The 20,090-nt window shown below is 67.8% G+C and carries 16 protein-coding genes; 11 read left to right on the plus strand and 5 right to left on the minus strand.

The genetic code is table 11. The annotated features are described in order from the left end of the window. Positions 1–35: 35 nt before the first annotated feature. The 7 genes from LGR64_RS11835 (at position 36) to LGR64_RS11865 (ending at position 8,616) form a co-directional block, all read left to right on the plus strand. Positions 36–1,055, plus strand: coding sequence for a tripartite tricarboxylate transporter substrate binding protein (locus LGR64_RS11835; RefSeq protein ID WP_230355495.1), 1,020 nt, complete (start codon positions 36–38; stop codon positions 1,053–1,055). Positions 1,056–1,149: 94 nt separating this feature from the next. Beyond that, positions 1,150–3,213, plus strand: coding sequence for an ABC-F family ATP-binding cassette domain-containing protein (locus LGR64_RS11840; protein WP_230355496.1), 2,064 nt, complete (start codon positions 1,150–1,152; stop codon positions 3,211–3,213). A 271-nt stretch (positions 3,214–3,484) separates the two neighbouring features. After that, positions 3,485–4,441, plus strand: a complete 957-nt coding sequence (locus tag LGR64_RS11845) for a MurR/RpiR family transcriptional regulator (protein WP_230355497.1) — start codon at positions 3,485–3,487, stop codon at positions 4,439–4,441. Further along, entirely contained in the window at positions 4,438–5,475 is a 1,038-nt protein-coding gene (locus LGR64_RS11850) for an amino acid ABC transporter substrate-binding protein (RefSeq protein ID WP_230355498.1), read from the plus strand. Before LGR64_RS11845 ends, LGR64_RS11850 begins: the two co-directional genes overlap by 4 nt. A gap of 20 nt (positions 5,476–5,495) precedes the next feature. Further along, a complete protein-coding gene (locus LGR64_RS11855; RefSeq protein WP_230355499.1) occupies positions 5,496–6,545 on the plus strand; it encodes an amino acid ABC transporter permease in 1,050 nt (349 codons plus the stop codon). A gap of 17 nt (positions 6,546–6,562) precedes the next feature. Further along, a complete protein-coding gene (locus tag LGR64_RS11860) occupies positions 6,563–7,645 on the plus strand; it encodes an amino acid ABC transporter permease (RefSeq protein WP_230355500.1) in 1,083 nt (360 codons plus the stop codon). Then, positions 7,642–8,616, plus strand: coding sequence for an isoaspartyl peptidase/L-asparaginase family protein (locus LGR64_RS11865; protein ID WP_141832412.1), 975 nt, complete (start codon positions 7,642–7,644; stop codon positions 8,614–8,616). The genes LGR64_RS11860 and LGR64_RS11865 overlap by 4 nt, the downstream gene beginning before the upstream one ends. Positions 8,617–9,333: 717 nt before the next feature. Here the strand turns inward: LGR64_RS11865 and phbB are convergent. From phbB to LGR64_RS11880, 3 genes are all read right to left on the minus strand, one after another. After that, positions 9,334–10,071 (minus strand): acetoacetyl-CoA reductase, encoded by a 738-nt coding sequence (gene phbB / locus LGR64_RS11870; RefSeq protein ID WP_012205436.1) that lies wholly within the window; start codon positions 10,069–10,071, stop codon positions 9,334–9,336. A 212-nt stretch (positions 10,072–10,283) separates the two neighbouring features. After that, positions 10,284–11,465 (minus strand): acetyl-CoA C-acetyltransferase, encoded by a 1,182-nt coding sequence (locus LGR64_RS11875; RefSeq protein WP_013802555.1) that lies wholly within the window; start codon positions 11,463–11,465, stop codon positions 10,284–10,286. 123 nt (positions 11,466–11,588) lie between these two features. Next, the gene (locus LGR64_RS11880) at positions 11,589–13,481 is read right to left on the minus strand and encodes a PHA/PHB synthase family protein (protein WP_141832414.1); all 1,893 of its coding nucleotides are present in this window, start codon (positions 13,479–13,481) and stop codon (positions 11,589–11,591) included. Positions 13,482–13,622: 141 nt separating this feature from the next. On the opposite strand from LGR64_RS11880, the gene LGR64_RS11885 reads away from it, so the two are divergent. Beyond that, the gene (locus LGR64_RS11885) at positions 13,623–13,958 is read left to right on the plus strand and encodes a hypothetical protein (RefSeq protein WP_141832557.1); all 336 of its coding nucleotides are present in this window, start codon (positions 13,623–13,625) and stop codon (positions 13,956–13,958) included. Here the strand turns inward: LGR64_RS11885 and pgeF are convergent. After that, complete coding sequence (gene pgeF, locus LGR64_RS11890; protein ID WP_141832416.1) at positions 13,878–14,723, minus strand: peptidoglycan editing factor PgeF; 846 nt, start codon at positions 14,721–14,723, stop codon at positions 13,878–13,880. The genes LGR64_RS11885 and pgeF overlap by 81 nt on opposite strands. After that, the gene (gene maiA, locus LGR64_RS11895; protein ID WP_141832418.1) at positions 14,720–15,385 is read right to left on the minus strand and encodes a maleylacetoacetate isomerase; all 666 of its coding nucleotides are present in this window, start codon (positions 15,383–15,385) and stop codon (positions 14,720–14,722) included. The genes pgeF and maiA overlap by 4 nt, the downstream gene beginning before the upstream one ends. Before the next feature lie 133 nt (positions 15,386–15,518). Between maiA and LGR64_RS11900 the strand changes: the two genes are divergently transcribed. From LGR64_RS11900 to LGR64_RS11910, 3 genes are all read left to right on the plus strand, one after another. Next, positions 15,519–16,214: a fumarylacetoacetate hydrolase family protein gene (locus tag LGR64_RS11900; protein ID WP_034393172.1), complete on the plus strand. Its 696-nt coding sequence runs from the start codon at positions 15,519–15,521 to the stop codon at positions 16,212–16,214. Between the two features lie 147 nt (positions 16,215–16,361). Continuing rightward, positions 16,362–16,925 (plus strand): NUDIX hydrolase, encoded by a 564-nt coding sequence (locus LGR64_RS11905; RefSeq protein WP_096916160.1) that lies wholly within the window; start codon positions 16,362–16,364, stop codon positions 16,923–16,925. Between the two features lie 252 nt (positions 16,926–17,177). Next, on the plus strand, positions 17,178–20,042 hold the full coding sequence (locus tag LGR64_RS11910) for a chemotaxis protein CheW (RefSeq protein WP_230355501.1): 2,865 nt from the start codon (positions 17,178–17,180) through the stop codon (positions 20,040–20,042). Positions 20,043–20,090 lie beyond the last annotated feature (48 nt).

A 20,090-nucleotide genomic window follows, 5' to 3' on the forward strand; every position in this document is an offset into this window, starting at 1 on the left:
CCGGCATAGAAGCGAAAAGACAAGGAGACAACGCCATGCAAGACAATCCATCCCAAAGGCCGGACCGACGCCGATTCCTGCGCGCTGCGGGCGCCGCATCGCTTGCCGCAGGCCTGCCCTGGGCCACCACAGCCGCCACAGCCACCACACACGACAGCGCCTGGCCCACGCGCCCCATCAAATGGGTGGTGCCCTACCTGGCCGGCACCAGCCCCGACACGGCCGCGCGCATCGTGGCCGAGGCACTGTCGGCCCAGCTGGGCCAGCCCGTGGTGATAGACAACCGCGCAGGCGCGGGCGGCAACATCGGCGCACGCCAGGTGGCCAAGGCCCCGGCGGACGGCTACACCCTGCTGTATTCGGGCTCGCCCATGGCCGCCGCCATGCGCATGTACAAAAGCCCGGGATATGACGTGTTCAAGGACTTCCGCCATGTGCTGGGCATGTCGCGCTCGGACATCCTGGTCGTCGTGCATGCCGACTCGGGCATGCGCACGCTGGACGACCTGGCAGCGCGGGCGAGGGCCAGGCCAGGGGCGCTGGACTATGCCTCGGGCGGCGTGGGCACGCCATCGCACCTGGGCGTGGAGATGCTGGCCTCCAGCATGGGCCTGCAGGTCAACCATGTGCCCTACAAGGGCGCGTCGGAGCTGGTCAATGCCGTGCTGGGCCAGCAGGTGGCCTTCGGCGCGCCGCTGTTTTCCGTCGCCTATCCCCAGGTGCTGGCGGGCAAGCTGGTGCCGCTGGCCATTGCCGGGCCGCAGCGCAACGCCAAGCTGCCCCAGGTGCAGACCCTGGCCGAGCTGGGCGTGCCCGATGTCAACCTCACATCCTGGGGCGGCGTGTCCGTGCCGGCGGCCACCCCCGAGGCCGTCGTCCAGCGGCTGCGAACGGCGCTGGAGGAGGTGCTCAGGCAGCCCAAGGTCATCGCCTTGCTGGAGCAGGAAGGCGGCAAGGTCGCCATCACGAGCGCCGACGCCTATGCCAAGGGCTTCGAGCGCGAGATCCAGTTCACCCAGTCCATGATGCAGCGCGTGGGCATACAGCCGATCTAGGGCCTGGTACCAGGGCTTTGCACCGTGACCGGGCACGGGCATGGCGGGCGGCAATCCTGCCCTGGCGCAATCGCTGGGATAATCCTGCCCATTCATGATCAGCCTTCGCAACATTACCCTGCGCCGCGGCACCCGCGTGCTGCTGGACAGCACCTCCGTCTCCATCAACCCCGGTGAAAAAGTCGGCCTTGTCGGACGCAATGGCGCCGGCAAGTCCAGCCTGTTCGCCCTGCTCAACGGCAGCCTGGCCGAGGACGGTGGAGAGTTCTCCATCCCTTCGCAATGGCGCCTGGGCCAGGTCGCGCAGAATATGCCCGAGACCTCGGAGACGGCCACCCAGTTCGTGCTGGACGGCGACACCCGCCTGAGCGAGCTCAACGCCCAGCTCGCGGCCGCCGAGGCCAGCGAGGACGGCATGGCCATTGCCCACGCCCACGTGGACCTGGCCGACGCCGGCGCCCACGATGCCGTGCCGCGTGCCCAGGCCCTGATCCTGGGCCTGGGCTTCAAGGTCTCCGAGCTGGAGCACCCCGTCAACAGCTTCTCCGGCGGCTGGCGCATGCGCCTGCAGCTGGCGCGCGCGCTGATGTGCCCCTCCGACCTGCTGCTGCTGGACGAACCCACCAACCACTTGGACCTGGACGCCCTGGTCTGGCTGGAAGCCTGGCTCAAGCGCTACCCCGGCACCCTGGTCGTGATCAGCCATGACCGCGAATTCCTGGACGCCATCACCAACACCACGCTGCACATCGAAAACGCGCAGGTCACGCGCTATGGCGGCAACTACAGCAAGTTCGAGGAACTGCGCGCCCAGCAGATCCTGCTGCAGCAGGCCTCGTTCGAGCGCCAGCAGGACAAGATCGCCCACCTGCAGAAGTTCATCGACCGCTTCAAGGCCAAGGCCTCCAAAGCCAAGCAGGCGCAAAGCCGCGTCAAGCAGATCGAGCGCATGGAAAAAGTCGCACCCATGCTGGCCAGCGCCGATTTCACCTTCGAGTTCAAGCCGCCAGCCAACCTGCCCAACCCCATGCTGGCGATCACGGACGCCGCATTCGGCTACCTGGACGACGAAGGCCAGGCGACCACCATCCTGCGCGGCGTCAACCGTTCGGTGCTGGCGGGCCAGCGCATCGGCATCCTGGGCGCCAACGGCCAGGGCAAGTCCACCCTGGTCAAGACCATTGCGCGCGAGATGAAGGCCCTGGCCGGCACCGTGACCGAAGGCAAGGGCCTGAACATCGGCTACTTCGCCCAGCAGGAACTGGATGTGCTGCGCCCCGGCGAGAACCCCATGGAGCACATGATCCGCCTGGCACGGGACACCGGCGCCACCGGCCCGCAGGCCCGCGAACAGGACCTGCGCAGCTACCTGGGCACGTTCAACTTCAGCGGCGACATGGTCAAGCAGGCCGTGGGCAGCATGAGCGGCGGCGAAAAGGCCCGCCTGGTGCTGGCCATGATCGTCTGGCAGCGCCCCAACCTGCTGCTGCTGGACGAGCCCACCAACCACCTGGACCTGGCCACCCGCGAGGCCCTGGCCATGGCCATCAACGACTTCGACGGCACCGTCATGCTGGTCAGCCACGACCGTGCGCTGCTGCGCTCGGTCTGCGAGGACTTCTGGCTGGTCGGCCGCGGCGTGGTCGGCCCCTTCGACGGCGACCTGGACGACTACCAGCGCTACCTGCTGGAAGAATCCCGCCGCCTGCGCGAAGAGGCCCGCAAGGCCGAACAGGCGGCTGCGGCCACCAGCAAGGCGGCAGCGCAGGTGGAGCCCGCCGCACCTGCAGCACCTGCAGTGCAGGCCCCCGCGGCTGCTGCGCTGGCCCCGGCTCCCGCTGCCCCACCCACGCCCCCGGCCGCCAGTGCCGGAGACCAGCGCGAGCAACGGCGCCTGGCCGCCCTGGCCCGCCAGCAGATGGCCGAGAAGACCCGGCCGTTCAAGAAGGAACTGGAACAGCTGGACAAGCGCCTGCCCCAGCTGCAGGCCGAACGCACGCGGCTCGAAGGCCTGCTGAGCCAGCCCATCTCGCCCGCCGAGATGGCCGAGACGGGCCGCAGCCTCAAGGCCTGCAACGACGAGATCGACAGCCTGGAAGAGCGCTGGCTGGAACTGAGCGAGCAGATCGAGCAGATGTCGGCCGCGATCTCCGACTGATTCCAGTCGTTCTCGAAAATCAGGCGGTCATGGGTGCGAGGCCCTTGCTCGCACCCATGACCGCCTGCCACAAGCGTCGTCCCGCGTGAAGACGGCGTTCCACTTCGGCTGCGCCGAAGTGCACCCCTGAGGCCCTGCCCTCCCCCCAACGCCCCGCACTTCCCCGCAGCCAGCGGAACGCATGAATCGTTCGGTTCAGGGTTTCTCCTGAATGAAAGATTTCATTCTTAAAAAATAATGATTGAAAGAGACCATTCACTTTCATTCATTCATGGAACTCCACCCCCACCCCGCCGTACAGGAACTGCTGCGCGCCAGCGTCGATGGCTCGCCCGCCGTCGCCCGGGTCGGCCGCTGGATGGCCGCGCATCCGGTGCTGGCCGTCACGCTGAGCGCCGAAGAAGTGGCCAATGCCTGCGGCGGCTCCCTGGCCGCAGTCAATCGCTTCGCCAAGCACGCCGGCTACGAAGGCTTCGCCGATTTGCGCCTGCACCTGGGCCGCCAGCTGCAGCAGGCCCTGGAGCCCGTGAACAAGCTGCGCGCGGCGCATGGGCCCGAAGCCGCCACGGCAGGCACCGCGGGCGCCGTGGGCACCATGGGCGAGCAGGCTTTCGGGCACACGCAGCGCAACCTGCAGGCGGCTGCGCAGGCCTGCGACCCCGGCCTGCTCGACCAACTGGCCCAGCGCATCTGCCGCGCACGCCGTGTGCTCTTCATGGGGTTTGGCAGCTCCCACCATGTGGCGGCCTTTGGCGCCGACGTGCTGCAACCCTATCTGCAGCAGGTGGTGGAAGTGACCTCCGCAGGCGGATCGGAACAGGCGGTACGCCGCATGACAGGGCTGACGGAGCAGGACGTGCTGATCGCCATTTCCCTGCCGCGCTACTCGCGCGAAGCCGTCGCGCTGACGGCGCACGCACGCCAGCGGGGCGCCCTGACCATCGCCATCACCGACGAGTCCACGAGTCCGCTGGCCCGCGAGGCCGACTACACGCTGCTGGCGCCCGCCTCGCATCCCCTGCTGCCTTCATCGCCAATGGCGGCCATGGCCATGGTCGAGGCACTGGCCACCCAGGTCATCCGCGCCACACCCCAGGCCGTGCGCAGTCTGGTCGAACTGTCCGAGTCGGTGCTTCCCTACCTGACTCCGGACGCCGATACCGCTTCGCCGGCGGCAGGCAAGCCGCAACCCCAGGCCCCTCATCCCGCTGGAAAGGATTCACCATGAACACCCCTGCCCGTCTGCGCCTTGCGCTTGCATCGATGGCCGCCCTCTTTACACTCGCTGCCGCGCCCGCCCACGCTGGCAAGACGCTGGACGGCATCAAGCAGCGCGGCGCCGTGGCCTGCGGCGTGCACACGGGGCGCGCAGGCTTTGCGCTCGCCGACGGCAGCGGCATCTGGTCCGGGCTGGACGTGGATCTGTGCCGTGCCGTGGCTGCCGCCACCCTGGGCGACGCCAGCAAGGTCAAGTTCATTCCCACCAGCGGCCAGACACGCATCACGGCGCTGCAGTCCGGCGAGATCGATCTGCTGGCACGCAACACCACCTGGACCTTCACGCGCGACAACGGCCTGGGCCTGATGTGGGCGGGCGTCAATTTCCACGACGGCCAGGGCTTCATGGCCAGGAAGAAGCCCGGCCTGAACAGCGTCAAGCAGCTCTCTGGCGCCACCATCTGCGTGATCAGCGGATCCACCACGGAAAAGACCCTGTCGGAGTACTTTCGCGCCCACAAGCTCAACTACAAGGCGGTGGTGTTCGACAACCCCGAAGCCGCCCTGCAGGCCTTCAGCAGCGGACGCTGCCAGGCCTATACAGGCGACCTCGGCGCCCTGGCCGTGCTGCGCGGCAAGGAACTGGCCAACCCCGACGACTACGTGATCCTGCCCGAAGTCATCTCCAAGGAGCCGGCCGGCCCGGCCGTGCGCCGCGGTGACGACGAATGGTTCGCCGTCGTGCGCTGGACACTCAACGCCATGATCGAGGCCGAGGAACTGGGCATCACCCAGGCCAATGCCGACGAGCTCAAGACACGCTCCGACAGCATCCAGGTCAAGCGTTTCCTGGGCCAGAGCGACGACCTGGGCAAGCAGCTGGGGCTGGACAAGGAATGGGCGCTGCGCATCGTCAAGGCCGTGGGCAACTATGGCGAGAGCTATGAGCGCAACCTGGGCGCCAAGTCCGGATTGAACGTGCCGCGCGGCAAGAACGCGCTGTTCACCAAGGGCGGCCTGATGATGTCGCCGCCGATGAACTGACGCGCCGAGGGCACCCTGCCATGAATGCCGCGAACGCTGTGGATGCTGCGAAAGCCGTGAATGCCATCGACGCCGGGGCACGACAGCCGCCGGCCCCCACCCGGCCACGCTGGAGCCGGCTGGCCTTGCAGCTCGCCATCGGCTGGCTGCTGATATTGCTGCTGGGCTGGCTGGCGCACAACGCCAGCCGCAACATGGCCGCGCGCGGCATTGCCGGGGGCTTCGGCTTTCTGGAGCAGACGGCCGGCTTTTCCATCTCCGAAGGGCTGCTACCCTACGAGCCCGGCGACAGCTACCTGCGTGCGGTCGCGGCCGGCGTGGCCAACACGGTTCGCGCCGCCGTGCCCGCGCTCGTGCTGGCCACCGTGCTGGGCCTGCTGCTGGGCGTGGCCGCCGTGGCAAGGCATCCGCTGCTGCGCGGCGCCGTGCGCCTCTATGTCGATGTGGCGCGCAACATCCCGTTGCTGGTGCAGGTGCTGCTGTGGTATTTCGCGCTGACTTCGCTGCTGCCCGACGTGGACCGCCCTCTGGCCATCGGCCCCCTGGGCTTTCTGAGCAAGGCGGGGCTGGCCCTGCCCGGCCCGGTGTACGACAGCGCGGCGGGCTGGCACTGGAGCTCGCCGCAACCGGGCATGTTCGGCATCGACGGGGGACTGGCGCTGACGCCTGAATTCCTGGCCCTGGTGGGAGCCCTGGGCCTGTATGCCGCCGCCTATTGCGCAGAGATCGTGCGCGCCGGTCTGCAGGCCGTGCCGCGCGGGCAATGGAATGCTGCCTCGGCCCTGGGCATGCGCCGCGGCCAGCAGTTGCGCCTGGTCGTGCTGCCGCAGGCCCTGCGGGTGATCATTCCGCCCTATACCAACCTGGCGCTCAGCACCATCAAGAACTCCTCGCTGGCCGTGGCCATCGGCTACCCCGACGTGGTGATGGTCGCCAACACCGCCATGAGCCAGACCGGCCAGGCCATCGAGTGCGTGACCATCATCGCGGTGGTCTACCTGGCCATCAACCTGCTGACCTCGCTGGCATTGAATGCCTTCAACCAGCGCAGTGCCTTCATCACACGCTAGCCGGGAAAGACCTGCCCATGAGTGCCGTACTCCGCGCACCGGCCCTGCCGGTGGCCCCGCCCCGGGTTCCGCTGGCGCAGCGCCTGCGCGCCAGCCTGTTTCCGGATGCGCTCTCCGGGCTCATCACCGCCACGCTGCTGCTGGCCGCGCTGTGGGCGGGCTGGAAGCTGCTGGCCTGGGGCCTGCTCGACGCCGAAACCGCAGCCAACCCCGACACATGCCGCGCTGCGGCCGGCGCCTGCTGGGGCGTGGTGCGCGACAAGTACCGTCTGGTGTTCCTGGGGCGCTACCCCATGGCCGAACAGTGGCGCCCCGTCGCCGCCAGCCTGCTGCTGCTGGGCAGCGTGGGGGTGGCGGCACTGCCGCGCTTCTTCGGCCGCGCCGGCATGGCAATGCTGCTGGCCGGGTTGACCGGCTTTGGCGTGCTGATGGCGGGCGGTGTGGCCGGCCTGGCACCCGTGCCCAGCGATCTGTGGGGCGGCCTGCCGCTGACCCTGTTCCTTGCCGTGATCGCCTGCCTGGCCGGCGTTCCGCTGGGCATTCTGCTGGCGCTGGGCCGGTGCTCCAGCTTGCCCTTGATCCGCATCCTGTGCACGGGCTTCATCGAGGCCGTGCGCGGCGTGCCCCTGATCACGCTGCTGTTCTTCGGGGCCTTCGTGCTGCCCATGCTGGTGCCCGCGCAATGGCGGGTGGACCCCATGGTCCGCATCGCCGTCTGCCTGGCGGCCTTCAGCGCCGCCTATCTGGCCGAGGTGTTTCGCGGCGGGCTGCAGGCCGTGCCCCAGGGCCAGGTCATGGCGGCCCAGGCCATGGGCTTCACCAGGGTGCAGGTGCTGCGCTACGTGGTCCTGCCGCAGGCACTGCGCGTGACCATCGCGCCCACGGTGAGCAACTTCATCGGCGCGGTGAAGGACACCTCCCTGGTGGCGATCGTGAACATCTACGACATCACTGGCTCCCTGAAGATGGCCATGAGCGACCCCCACTGGATTGCGTACTTCGTGGAGATGTACATGGTGGTCTGTGCCGTCTACCTGCTCATCGGCCTGGGCATTGCCCGCTATGGGCGCTTCCTGGAATCGCGCTACGCACTCCAATGAACATGTCCCAGAACTCCCGAAAATTTTCCATTGCCGTGCACGGCGGCGCAGGCACCGTCATCCAGGGCCAGGCCGACGAGGCCCCCTACCACGCCGCGCTGGCCCATGCGCTGGAGGCGGGCGCCGCCCTGCTGCGGCGCGGCGCCAGCGCGCTGGACGCCGTCCAGGCCGCGTGCCAGTCCCTGGAAGACTGCCCGCTGTTCAATGCCGGGCGCGGCTCCGTCTACACGCGCGACGCGCGCCACGAGATGGACGCCGGCCTGATGGACGGCAGCAACCTGCGGGCCGGCGCAGTCGCTTCCGTCAGCCAGGTGCGCAATCCGATTGCGCTGGCACGGCATGTTCTTGACGACGGCCAGTGCGTGCTCCTGGTCGGCGAAGGGGCGCAACGGTTTGCCGATGAACGCGGGCTGGCGCGGATGGATGCACGCTACTTCGACTCTGCCGAGCGCCTGGCACAGCTGCGCCGGGTGCAGGCGCAATCCGGCCAGACCGCGCTGCTGGACCACGACGCCAGCGGACTGGCGGCGCACCCTGCTCCGCTGAACGAGAACAGCAAGATGGGCACGGTCGGCGCCGTGGCGCGCGATGTGCATGGCAACCTGGCCGCCGCGGCATCCACCGGCGGGCTGACCAACAAGCGCCCCGGGCGCGTGGGCGACACGCCCGTGGTGGGCGCAGGTTTCTACGCCGACAGCACCACCTGCGCCGTGGCGGCCACCGGAACCGGCGAGCATTTCCTGCGCGCAGCCATCGCGCACGACATCCATGCGCGCATGCGCTACCTGGGGCAAAGCCTGGAACTCGCAGCCGACGCCGCAGTACGGGGCACGCTGACACACATCGGTGGCCAGGGCGGCGTGGTGGCCGTGGACAGCCAGGGACGCGTGCACTGCCCCTTCAATAGCGCCGGCATGTACCGCGGCTACATCGTGGACGACGCGCCTGCCGTGACCCTGATTTTTGCCTGATGGACGTTTTCGCCCCGGGTTGACCTGTGCCCACGCATTGCGGGCAACGAGGCGTAACAGCATCCACCTTGGCCCGTCATTCCCGTAAGCCTCTGTCAGGAAACGGATTTTTTCTCATAGCGCCAGAAATCTGTCTTCAAACTGACAGATTACCACCTCCGGGCTTGCAATTGCTTGCGTCCTGGGGCAATCCCTGAGTCAACCTGCAGCCACTTGCCCGCGTTGAACACGCAACAAAGGAGTGATTGCACATGACCGACATCTTTTCCCACACCGCCCTGCAGACCCGCTTTGCAGCCGCTGCGCTGGCCCAAGCTGTCTGGCCATGGGATGACCGTGACCGCAAGCGCGCACCCGGCAACGCCTGAAAACCGGGTCACAAAAAAGTTTCGACTTCCTTCGAAAATTTTTTAAAAACCTGTCAACCAGCTGAATCTGGCCCGCGTTAAGAGAGCAATACAGGAGAAAGTTTCCATGCAAACGACTGCCATCATGTCCATCTGGCCCGAAGACGAACGCGATCGCAAGCGCTGAGGCGCTGGCTGGCGCACACGGTGCCCCAGTCTCTGACACCACCGGTCTGACGGCCTTCCGTGCAGACCCCCTCTTCCACAGAACCCGCTTCAGCGGGTTTTGTCATTTCTGGGACATTTGCAGCGGGGCTGCCCAACAAAAAAGGAGCCCGGAGGCTCCTTTGCAGCGCGAACCCTTGCAGGTTCAATGCATGTGCAGGCCACCGTTGACCGAAAAATCGGCGCCGGTGGAATAGCCGCCTTCCTCCGAGGCCAGCCAGGCGATGATCGATGCGATCTCGCTGGGCTCGCCCAGGCGCTTGACGGGGATGGTGCCCACGATCTTCTCCAGCACGTCGGGACGGATGGCCTTGACCATGTCGGTGCCGATGTAGCCGGGGCTCACGGTGTTCACGGTCACGCCTTTGGTGGCCATCTCCTGCGCCAGCGCCATGGTGAAGCCGTGCATGCCCGCCTTGGCGGCCGAGTAATTGGTCTGCCCGGCCTGGCCCTTGGCGCCATTGACCGAGCTGATGTTGATGATGCGGCCCCAGCCCTTTTCCACCATGTCGCCCACGACCTGCTTGGTCACGTTGAACATGGAGTTGAGGTTGGTCTCGATGACGGCCTGCCAGTCTTCCGGCGTCATCTTGATGAACATGCGGTCACGCGTGATGCCGGCATTGTTGACCAGCACATCGATGCTGCCGTGCTCGGCCTTGGTCTTGCTGAAGGCCTCGACGGTGGAAGCCCAGTCGCCCACATTGCCGACCGATGCATGGAAGTTGTATCCCAGCGCCTTTTGCTCGTCCAGCCACTTCTGGAAGTCGCGCGACGGACCGCAACCTGCAATGACCTTGAAGCCTTCCTTATGCAGACGCTGGCAGATAGCCGTTCCGATGCCTCCCATTCCCCCTGTGACATACGCTACTTTTTGAGCCATTCTTCTCTCCTGTCAATCAATGGTTGCTTCAGATCAATCTATCCACGACAACCGGGGCATTGACTCCGGTTATCACCAAGGGTGCCTGAACCTCTGGGTCCGGCGCCCCCGTATGGCTAGTATGCAGCGCGTGCGCTGCGCCTCTCTTCGGGCAGGCCCTAGGCAGGCCTAGGATCTACCCTGAAAGCTTGCTAACGTTTTCCCGGAGCCTCTCAGACGCGCTCCACCGCCATGGCCACGCCCATGCCGCCGCCGATGCACAGGCCGGCCAGGCCCTTCTTGGCGCCGCTGCGCTGCATCTCGTGCAGCAGGGTCACCAGGATGCGGGCGCCCGATGCGCCGATGGGGTGGCCGATGGCAATGGCGCCGCCGTTGACGTTGACCTTGGCGGGGTCGATGCCCAACTCCTGGTTCACCGCACAGGCCTGGGCCGCGAAGGCTTCGTTCAGCTCGAACAGGTCCACGTCCTGCGCGGTCCAGCCTGCACGCTCCAGCGCCTTGCGCGAGGCGAACACCGGGCCCAGGCCCATGGTGGCAGGGTCCAGGCCGCTGGTGGCGTAGGAGACGATGCGCGCCAGCGGCGTCAGGCCCAGGGCCTTGGCCTTGGAGGCACTCATCACCACCACGGCGGCCGCGCCATCGTTCAGGCCGGAGGCGTTGCCGGCCGTCACCGAGCCGGCCTTGTCGAAGGCCGGGCGCAGGCCTGCCAGGGCATCGGCATTGGTCTTGCGGTTGATGTACTCATCGGCCGCGAACACCACGGGATCGCCCTTGCGCTGGGGAATGCTGACGGGAACGATTTCGTCCACGAACTTGCCTGCGTCCTGTGCGGCCGTGGCCTTTTGCTGGCTGGCCAGGGCCAGGGCATCCTGCTGCTCGCGGCTGACGCTCTTTTCCTTGGCCACGTTCTCGGCCGTGATGCCCATGTGGTACTGGTTGTAGACGTCCCACAGGCCGTCCACGATCATGGTGTCGGCCATCTTCCAGTCGCCCATGCGCTGGCCGTCGCGCGAGCCCGGCAGCACGTGGGGCGACAGGCTCATGTTCTCCTGGCCGCCGGCCACGACGATCTCGCTGTCACCCGTGGCCACGGCCTGGGCCGCCAGCATCACGGCCTTCAGGCCCGAGCCGCAAACGGCGTTGATGGTGAGGGCCGGGGTTTCCTTGGCAACGCCGGCCTTCATCATGGCCTGGCGTGCGGGGTTCTGGCCTGCGCCAGCGGCCAGCACCTGGCCCATGATGACTTCACCGACCTGGTCGGTGCCGACCTTGGCGCGGTTCAGTGCCTCGCGGATCACGATGGAGCCCAGTTCGGTGGCGGGGATCTTGGCAAGGGTGCCGCCAAACTTGCCAACGGCAGTACGGACAGCGGAAACGATGACGATGTCTTCCATGATGACGGACCTTTCTTTGGACTCTTGAAGGGATGCCTGGGCGCACATTGCCGCAGTCGCGGCAGCGGCACCCTGCATTCAAGCCGCAGCGTTATTGCGCTGCAGCATCGAAACGATTGTGCCTCAGGCCTTGACCAGTACGTAGCGGCCCGGGGCCGGCTCGATGGCCGTGTATTCCCTGCCTTTGCCATACTGCTTTGGCGCTGCGACCAGCTTGCCGCCGTGCTCGGCCAGCCAGGGGCTCCAGTCGGCCCACCAGCTGCCCGGGTACTCGTCGGCGCCGGCCTGCCACTCCTTGAGGGTGGGCGGCAGTTGGCCGTCCTCGCGCAGCCAGTAGCTGCGCTTTTTCTTGGCTGGCGGATTGATCACGCCCGCGATGTGGCCCGATGCGCCCATCACAAAACGCTTGTCGCCGCCCAGCACCTGGGTGGACGCATAGGAGCCGCCCACGGGCACGATGTGGTCCTCGCGCGAGCCATAGATATAGGCCGGCAGGCGCAGCTGGTGCATGTCGATGCGCTCGCCGCAGACGGTCAGCGCGCCGGGCTGGGCCAGCTTGTTTTCCAGGTAGAGGTTGCGCAGGTACCAGGCGTAGTAGGGGCCGGGCAGGTTGGTGGAGTCGCTGTTCCAGTACAGCAGGTCGAACGGCGGGGGCGTCTCGCCCTTGAGGTAGTTGCCCACCACGTAGTTCCAGACCAGGTCGTTGGGCCGCAGAAAGCTGAAGGTGGACGCCAGGTCCTGGCCCTTCATGAGGCCGCCCTCGCCCATCTGCATCTCGCGAAAGCGCACCACGGATTCGTCGATGAAGACATCGAGGATGCCGGTGTCGCTGAAGTCGATGAAGGTGGTCAGCAGCGTGACGCTGGCCACGGGAAACGGCACGCCGGCCGGCGCCGTGGCGCGGGCTGTGGATGTGCGGGCGGCGCTGCGGCTGCCAGCCGCGCGTTTGGCCGCAGGCGCCTTGGCCGCCGGAGCAGCAGCTGCGCCATGCTCGCGGTCATGGCGCGCCTGCAGCACCGCCAGCGCGGTGGACAGCATGGTGCCGCCCACGCAAAAGCCCAGCACATTGATCTGCTCGGCTCCTGCGATCTCGCGCGCCACGCGGATGCCGGTGAGCACGCCGTCCTCGATGTAGTTGTCCCAGGTCTTGCGCGCCAGGCTTTCGTCGGGGTTGCGCCAGCTCATCACGAAGGTGCGATGGCCCTGGCTGACGGCGTAGCGGATCAGCGAGTTGTCGGGCTGCAGGTCCAGGATGTAGAACTTGTTGATGCAGGGCGGCACCATGAGGAAGGGCCGCTCGTGCACCTTGTCCGTCAGCGGCTTGTATTCGATGAGCTGGAACAGCTCGTTCTCGAACACCACGGCGCCTTCGGTGGTGGCGACGTTCTTGCCCACGGTGAACAGGCTTTCGTCGGTCATGGACACATGGCCCTGGCGCATGTCGGCCAGCAGGTTGGCCACGCCCTGGGCCAGGCTCTCGCCCTGGGTTTCGATGGCTTTCTTCTGGGCCTCGGCATTGAGTGCCAGGAAGTTGCTGGGCGCCATAGCCGCCAGCCATTGCTCGATGGCGAAGCGCACGCGGTTGCGCGTCTTGTCATCGGCCTGCACTGCATCGGCCAGGCCCATGAGCATGCGGCTGTTGAGCAGATAGGTCGCAGCCGTGGCCGCCGTCAGAGGATTGCCGGCCCACGATTCGGTGTTGAAGCGCTTGTCCTTGGCCAGCAGCGCCTGGGCGCCGCCCTGTTCGGCCATGGCCTTGGCACCATCCAGGTACTGGCGCTGCAGCTCCAGCAGCTTTTCGGGGTCCAGCGACAGCGCGTTCTCGGGCAGGGCGCCGGGTTCGGGGACGGCCGCTTTCCAGGCCTGGGCCATGTCCGGCATGCCTGGCATGCCCTGGGTTCCCGGAAGGCCTGGTTGCCCCAGCTGCTGCAGTGTCTGCAGCGTGCGGCTCCATTGCTCGTTCCAGAATTGCTGGACGGATTGGCCTGACAGGCCAGCGAGTGGGTCAAAATTCATGCTGCATCCTTGTTCGTGGATGCCATGCAATAGCCTGGGGCTTGCGGGGCATCCGTTTTGATTGTGACCCAGGCGAGCCCCGCCTTGCCCGGCACAGACCTCCACGAAAACCCGTGCCCCGCTCGTTTTTTTGGTTCGACCATGTATCTCGTTGTTATCGCCTGGCTGTATGTCACTCTGATGATGGCAGTGGCCGAGGCCGCCAGCCCCACGGGCAGCATACTCGGCGCCGTGATCACGTTCGCACTCTATGGACTGCTGCCTTTGTCCATCGTGATCTACATCATGGGCACGCCCGCGCGCAAGCGAAAACGCCATGCACGCGAATTGGTCGAGCGCGAGGCCTGGCTGGCGCAGCAGCAGGCCTCGCAGAGCGGCCCCGGCACGCAGGCGCGCTCAGTCCTTCCAGATGCAGGCGGCGAACCGCCCGCTGCTGCCCAGGCGGGCAGCGTCGCGCCGGTGCGAAAAGAACCGTGAGCCGTTGAGCACCGTGCACCATGCGTCGCCGCCGTCATTGCCGTAGATGGCGGTGATGCCCAGCGCCGCCAGACGCTGGCGCGCAAGCCCTGCCAGGTTGGCCAGGTACTTGGGTGCGCCCCCGCCCTCTTGCGGCACGGCGGTGAAATGCGGCCCGGCCGCCGCGTCATGCGCGATGAAGGCCGCGCGCACCTCGGCTCCCACTTCGAAGGAGCGCGGACCGATGCAGGGTCCGAGCCAGGCCAGGGTCTGCTGCGCCACCTGCCCGGGCGGTGTCTGGATCTGGCCTGCAAAGCGCTCGAACAGCGTCTCCAGCACCCCGCCCGCCAGCCCGCGCCAGCCCGCATGGGCCGCGCCCACCACGGCACCGCTGCGATGGGCCAGCAGCACGGGCAGGCAGTCGGCCACCATGATGGTGCAGACCACGCCCGAGGCGCTGGTCACGCAGGCATCGAAGGCCTGGCCCTGCGCGCTGCCTGCATCCAGGGCCACCACATCCACGCCATGCACCTGCTGCAGGAACACCGCGCAGGCGCCGGGCGTATGGGCACGCACGATCTCCTGCAGCCGCTGGCGGTTGGTGCGGACGGCCTGCGGGTCATCGCCCACATGGTCGCCCAGGTTCAGGCTGCCCCAGGGCGCCGTGCTGACGCCGCCTTCGCGCGAGGTGCACAGCGCGTGCACGCCGGGCGGCGCGGGCCACTCGGGCACCAGCCAGGATGCGGGGATGGTACCGGGGAGGGAGTCAGGCAGGGCCGTGCTCATTCCGCGTCGGGGCAGGCCGAGGGATGGGCCTTCTGGAAGGCCGGCAGCGCCTCGCAGCGATCGACGATGGCCGCCAGGCGTGGCAGGCCGTCCAGGCTCACGTTGAAGCGGCGGCCGTTGAAGATCTGCGGCACCAGGCAGCAGTCGGCCAGCGTGGGCGTGTCGCCCCAGCAAAACAGCGAAGGCGCCAGGCCTGCGGCCTCGCGCTCGGCGGCCAGCAGGTCCAGCTGGCGTTCGAAGGCTTCCAGGCCGGAGCGCACCCAATGCACGTACCAGCCGCTCTTGGCCTCGTCGGAGACACCCAGGTTGCGCACCAGGTACTTGAGCACGCGCAGGTTGTTGAGCGGATGGATCTCGCAGGCCACCATCTGGGCCAGCGCGCGCACATGGGCGCGGCCCAGGGCGTCGCGCGGCAGCAGCGGTATTTCGGCATGGGTCTCATCGAGATATTCGATGATGGCCATGGACTGGGTCAGCCAGTGGCCGTCCTCGGTTTCCAGCGCCGGCACCAGCGCATCGCCGACATGCTGGGCATAGGCCGGCGCCTTGTGGTCGCCGCGCAGCAGGTGCACGGGTACGGATTCATAGTCCAGGCCCTTGATCTGCAGCGCAATGCGCACGCGGTAGGAGGCCGACGAGCGGAAGTAGGTGTGGAGCTTCATAGACCGCAAAGCATACCGTGCGGCCCGGGGTCTGTTCCGGCTCATCCGGCCATCGCGTTGCCCCGCTGCGGGGCCACAGGCATGGCACACTTGCGACGGCGCCCACGAGACAAGGCGCCAGAGGAACACTGACATGAGCTACGTTTTCAACCCGCCCGCCGTGGCCAGCGTACCCGTCCTGGGCCGCCCCGAGCGTTTCCCCGTGCACCGCATCTACTGCGTGGGCCGCAACTACGAAGAGCACGCCAAGGAGATGGGCTTCACCGGCCGCGAGCCGCCCTTCTTCTTCCTCAAGCCTGCCGACGCCATCGTGCCCGTCGAGGCCGGCACCACGGGCACCATGCCCTACCCCACGCTGACCTCCAACCTGCACCACGAGATCGAGCTCGTCGTGGCCATCGGCAAGGCGGGCAAGAACATCCTGGCCGCCGACGCGCTGGACTACATCTGGGGCTACGCCGTGGGCCTGGACATGACGCGCCGCGACCTGCAGAACGACATGAAGAAACAGGGCCGCCCCTGGTGCATCGGCAAGGCCTTCGAACATGCCGCGCCCATCGGCCCCATCACCCCGGCAGCCGAGGCCGGCGACATCGCCAAGGCCACGATCTCGCTGCAGGTCAATGGCGCCGACCGCCAGCGCAGCGACATCGGCAAGCTGATCTGGAACATTGCCGAGACCATCGAGCACCTGTCGGCCGCCTGGGAACTGCAGCCCGGCGACCTGATCATGACAGGCACGCCCGAAGGCGTGGCCGCCGTGGTGCGCGGTGACCTGCTGGAAGGCCGCATCGATGGCCTGAGCCCCTTGAGCGTCAAGATCGCCTGAGATCCCTGTGCCTTGCGACAGGCCGGCAAGGCAGCGGGGAGCGCGCTCCCCGGCCTGCCGGCCTTCGTTTTTCTGAACCCACAGTCCGCTGCACGGAAAGCCTTCCTGCCTTCCGTCTGGCGGCGCTTTCACTTCCATGGTGTCGGCATGATTTTTCGCAGCCCCATCAAGTTCTGCCGAGCCTGCGGCACGGCCGTGGTCTACCGCATTCCCGACGATGGCGACACGCGCGAACGCGCCGTGTGCCCGCACTGCCACACCATCCACTACGAGAATCCACTGAACGTGGTCGGCACCATCCCCGTCACCGACGACGGCCGCGTGCTGCTGTGCAAGCGCAACATCGAGCCGCGCCGGGGCCTGTGGACCCTGCCTGCCGGCTTCATGGAACTGGCCGAGACCACGGCGCGCGGCGCCCAGCGCGAGACCGATGAGGAAGCCGGTGCCGACATCGAGATGGGGCCGCTGTTTTCCATCGTTGACGTGCCCAAGGTCAGCCAGGTCCACCTGTTCTACCGCGCCCGCCTGCGCAGCGAGCAGTTCTATCCAGGCCCGGAGACCATGGAGGCCCGCCTCTTTGCCGAGGCCGAGATTCCCTGGGAGGAACTGGCCTTTCGCACCGTGCGCGTGACGCTGGAGCGCTACTTCGAGGACCGTGCGACCGGCCTGCTTGACGCGCACCGCGTGCACTCCATCGACCTGAGCCTGTAGGCGCATGCACCGCCGTCCGGCACCACCGTGCTGCACGGCAGTGCCGGACGCACCCCGGTGACGCCAGGCCATGCCCCGGCGTGGCGCCGATGGGGCTGCGGGTGGGGCTGTGGATGGGGGGCCGTCATCCCTGTGTCACCTTGCAGACACATTTAGTCACAAACTGGCCTCCTTCTTGCTCGTTGCATCAGGCTTTTCCCTGATCGGGGAAAGCGGGTTTCACCCAGCCTGAACCTGACTGCGGAGCGCTCCATGGCCACATCCCTGCCAACCGACCTGATTCTTCCCCACCTGCGGGAACTCAACCGCAACGCCGCCGACCTGCGCGAAATACGGCTCATGTGGCGGCTCATCGAAGCCTCGGCCCGCATGCAGGCCTCGCAGCAGGGGCAGGCCCTGGTGTCCATGCTCACCGACACGCGCCAGGGACTGGAGCAGCTGGAGCAAGGCCTGCTGCAGTCGCAGCTGGCGCAGTCCGCGCAGGAGGCCATGGCCCAGCTGGGCATGCAGTCCGCCCATGCCATCGACCTGCTGGTGCGAAGCCTGTACGAGCGCACGGCCGATGTCGGCTTTCTCGCCGCCGATACCGTGCTGTGCGAGGCCATGGCCCGGCTTGACGATGGCGATGGCGATGACTGCGGCCTGCCCGACATGGCGGCCGGCGGTCTGCGCGCATGGCAGGCACCGCTGCAGGCGCACTTGCAGGCCCACCTCCAGAGCTACCGAGCCAAGTACACGGTGTATGACGACATCCTGCTGCTGGACACGCAGGGCCAGGTCTGCGCACGTGCCCAGGCGCAGGCAGGCCGCAAGCCGCCACCGCCCTGTGCCGAGGCCTGGTTCCAGCAGTCCCTGCAGCAGGCCGGCCATGTCAGCCATTTCGGCGCCAGCTGCGTGCTGCCGGACGCTGACCGCCTGATCTACGCGCAGCGCCTGCTGCACCCACGCACCATGGCGGTGCTCGGCGTGCTGTGCCTGAGCTTCGACTTCGCCGCCGAGATGCAGGCCATCTTTGCCTCGGGCGGGCCGCGTGCCCAGGTGGGACTGCTGCTGGACGAGGGCGGACTGGTCATCGCCAGCAGCGACGCCCACTGGATAGCCCCCGGCAGCCACGTGCCCATGCACCATGGTGATGCTGTGCAGCCGCTGATCCATGCAGGCCGCACCTACCTGGTGCGCACGGCGCGCGCCCTGCCCTACCAGGGCTACGCGGGGCCGCAGGGCTGGCAGACCCAGGTGATGGCACCTCTGGACCTGGCCTTCGCCACGCAGCAAAGACCGCAGGTCCTGCAGGCGCTGGAGCCGGCCATTGCCGAGGGGCTGATGGCCCAGGCGCGCGGCTTTTGCCCGCCGCTGCACGCCATGGCCCGCGCGGCCGACGACATACGCCGCGTGGTCTGGAACGGCCAGGTGCTGGCTGCCAGCCAGGCGCCGGAGTCCCCCGTGCAGGGCACGGCCCACCCGGACCCGCTGCAGGCGGTGCTGGAGCAGATGGGCGAGACCGGCGACCTGACCCATGCCGTGTTCACACGCGCCATTCACGGCCTGCACGAGACCGCGCTGTCCACCCGGCTGCAGGAGCACAGCACGCTGAACCGGCTGCTGATGGACCTGCTGGAGCGCAATCTCTATGAACGTGCCAACGACTGCCGCTGGTGGGCCCTGACGCCCGGCCTGCAAAAGGTGCTGGAGGACAACAGCGGCTGCCTGGCCCTGTCGGTACAGGCCCACGACAGCGCGCAGCGGCTGCTGGAGCAGCTCAATGCGCTGTACACCGTCTATGCGCGCATTGCGCTGTACGACGCCCAGGGCCTGGTGCTGGCCTGCAGCCATGAGGACGAGGCCGGCCTGCCCCTGGCTCCCGGCACGCGCGTGCAGGCATCGGCCCTGCAGGCCACTGTGCTGCTGCGCGATGCCCAGGCCTACCACGTGCAGGAGATGGACGATGGAGGCCTGCCCGTCCATGTCTACCATGCCGCGCTGCGCGCCCCATCGCCTGGGAGTGAACAGGCGCACGGACATGCACACGGCGGCGATCAAGGCCCCGTCATCGGCGGCATCGCCCTGCTGTTCCACACGCGGCGGGAGCTGCAGGCCATGCTGCAGGCCGCAGCGCCAGAGCAGGCGGCAACGGCAGAGCAGGCCGCAGCCACCGATCCCGAAGACAGCGGCCTGCCGCGCCTGCCGATGGAAGCCTTCTACGTGGCGCGTGACGGGCGCATCGTCGCTGCCAGCCATGGCGGGCGCCCGCTGGGCAGTTACATCGCAGGCGTGGCCGGCCTGGCATCGCTGGCCGATGGCGAGGTGCGCAGCAGCATCGAGGAGATCGAAGGCCACTACTGCATCGTCGGCATGGCCGCTGGGCGCGGCTACCGCGAATTCCGGCTGGACCAGGGCGCGGCACGCGATACAAAAGAAAGCGCAACGGACGACACACTGGCCGGCCTCGTCAGCCTGAGCCTGCAGCGGCTGGGCCCCGTGCATGCCGATGCGCGCAACCGCGCGCTGCGCCTGGCGTCGGCCACCCGGCTGGATGGCGCCCGGCCCGCTACGCACGGGCACGGGCACGGGCACGGGCGCGCCGTGCATGGCAGCGGCGATGCGCCCGTGGAACTGGCCAGCTTCTACGTGGGCGCCAGCCTGCTGGCCCTGCGCGCGGGCGATGTCTGCGAGGCCCTGCCCGCCAGCGCCATCTCGCCCGTGGCGGCAGGACGCCTGCCGTTTTGCGTGGGCGCGCTGGCACGGCGCAGCCAGGGCAGCGTCAGCGGCTATGTCTGGGTGTTCGACCTGGCCGCGCTGCTGCAGGGCCAGCCCGGCGTGGTCACCGAGCAGTCACAGGTCATCGTGGTCCAGCATGGCGGCCTGCGCGTGGGCCTGCTGGTCAGCGCGCTGCAGGGCGTGCACCGGCTGCCAGCCAGCGCGCTGGTGGATTCGCCCATGCTGAACGCGGCAGACACCGCGACGGCCCTGGTGCGCAAGCTGGTGCATGCCGATTCGGGCCTGCCGCTGATCCAGTGCCTGGACCCCGCCGCGCTGATGCGAAGGCTGCAGCCTTCGCGCGTTGCCGCGGCCAATGCCGACCGCAATGCGGTCAGCGTGGAAAGAGAGGCGGCGTAGCCCGGGCCGGTCGGGCCTATGGGCATGTCGGGCGCGCCGGGCCTGTCG

Origin of the sequence: Delftia sp. Lp-1, assembly GCF_020523835.1 — a bacterium.
Classification (GTDB): Bacteria; Pseudomonadota; Gammaproteobacteria; order Burkholderiales; family Burkholderiaceae_C; genus Comamonas; species Comamonas acidovorans.

What these genes read in the sequence shown, in the direction of transcription:
- LGR64_RS11865 (WP_141832412.1), top strand. Translation starts at nt 7,642, where the DNA reads ATGAACATGTCCCAGAACTCCCGAAAATTTTCCATTGCCGTGCACGGC.
- LGR64_RS11880 (WP_141832414.1), bottom strand. Translation starts at nt 13,481, where the DNA reads ATGAATTTTGACCCACTCGCTGGCCTGTCAGGCCAATCCGTCCAGCAA.
- LGR64_RS11845 (WP_230355497.1), top strand. Translation starts at nt 3,485, where the DNA reads ATGGAACTCCACCCCCACCCCGCCGTACAGGAACTGCTGCGCGCCAGC.
- LGR64_RS11860 (WP_230355500.1), top strand. Translation starts at nt 6,563, where the DNA reads ATGAGTGCCGTACTCCGCGCACCGGCCCTGCCGGTGGCCCCGCCCCGG.
- LGR64_RS11855 (WP_230355499.1), top strand. Translation starts at nt 5,496, where the DNA reads ATGAATGCCGCGAACGCTGTGGATGCTGCGAAAGCCGTGAATGCCATC.
- pgeF (WP_141832416.1), bottom strand. Translation starts at nt 14,723, where the DNA reads ATGAGCACGGCCCTGCCTGACTCCCTCCCCGGTACCATCCCCGCATCC.
- LGR64_RS11840 (WP_230355496.1), top strand. Translation starts at nt 1,150, where the DNA reads ATGATCAGCCTTCGCAACATTACCCTGCGCCGCGGCACCCGCGTGCTG.
- LGR64_RS11905 (WP_096916160.1), top strand. Translation starts at nt 16,362, where the DNA reads ATGATTTTTCGCAGCCCCATCAAGTTCTGCCGAGCCTGCGGCACGGCC.
- LGR64_RS11875 (WP_013802555.1), bottom strand. Translation starts at nt 11,465, where the DNA reads ATGGAAGACATCGTCATCGTTTCCGCTGTCCGTACTGCCGTTGGCAAG.
- maiA (WP_141832418.1), bottom strand. Translation starts at nt 15,385, where the DNA reads ATGAAGCTCCACACCTACTTCCGCTCGTCGGCCTCCTACCGCGTGCGC.
- LGR64_RS11900 (WP_034393172.1), top strand. Translation starts at nt 15,519, where the DNA reads ATGAGCTACGTTTTCAACCCGCCCGCCGTGGCCAGCGTACCCGTCCTG.
- LGR64_RS11885 (WP_141832557.1), top strand. Translation starts at nt 13,623, where the DNA reads ATGTATCTCGTTGTTATCGCCTGGCTGTATGTCACTCTGATGATGGCA.
- LGR64_RS11910 (WP_230355501.1), top strand. Translation starts at nt 17,178, where the DNA reads ATGGCCACATCCCTGCCAACCGACCTGATTCTTCCCCACCTGCGGGAA.
- LGR64_RS11835 (WP_230355495.1), top strand. Translation starts at nt 36, where the DNA reads ATGCAAGACAATCCATCCCAAAGGCCGGACCGACGCCGATTCCTGCGC.
- LGR64_RS11850 (WP_230355498.1), top strand. Translation starts at nt 4,438, where the DNA reads ATGAACACCCCTGCCCGTCTGCGCCTTGCGCTTGCATCGATGGCCGCC.
- phbB (WP_012205436.1), bottom strand. Translation starts at nt 10,071, where the DNA reads ATGGCTCAAAAAGTAGCGTATGTCACAGGGGGAATGGGAGGCATCGGA.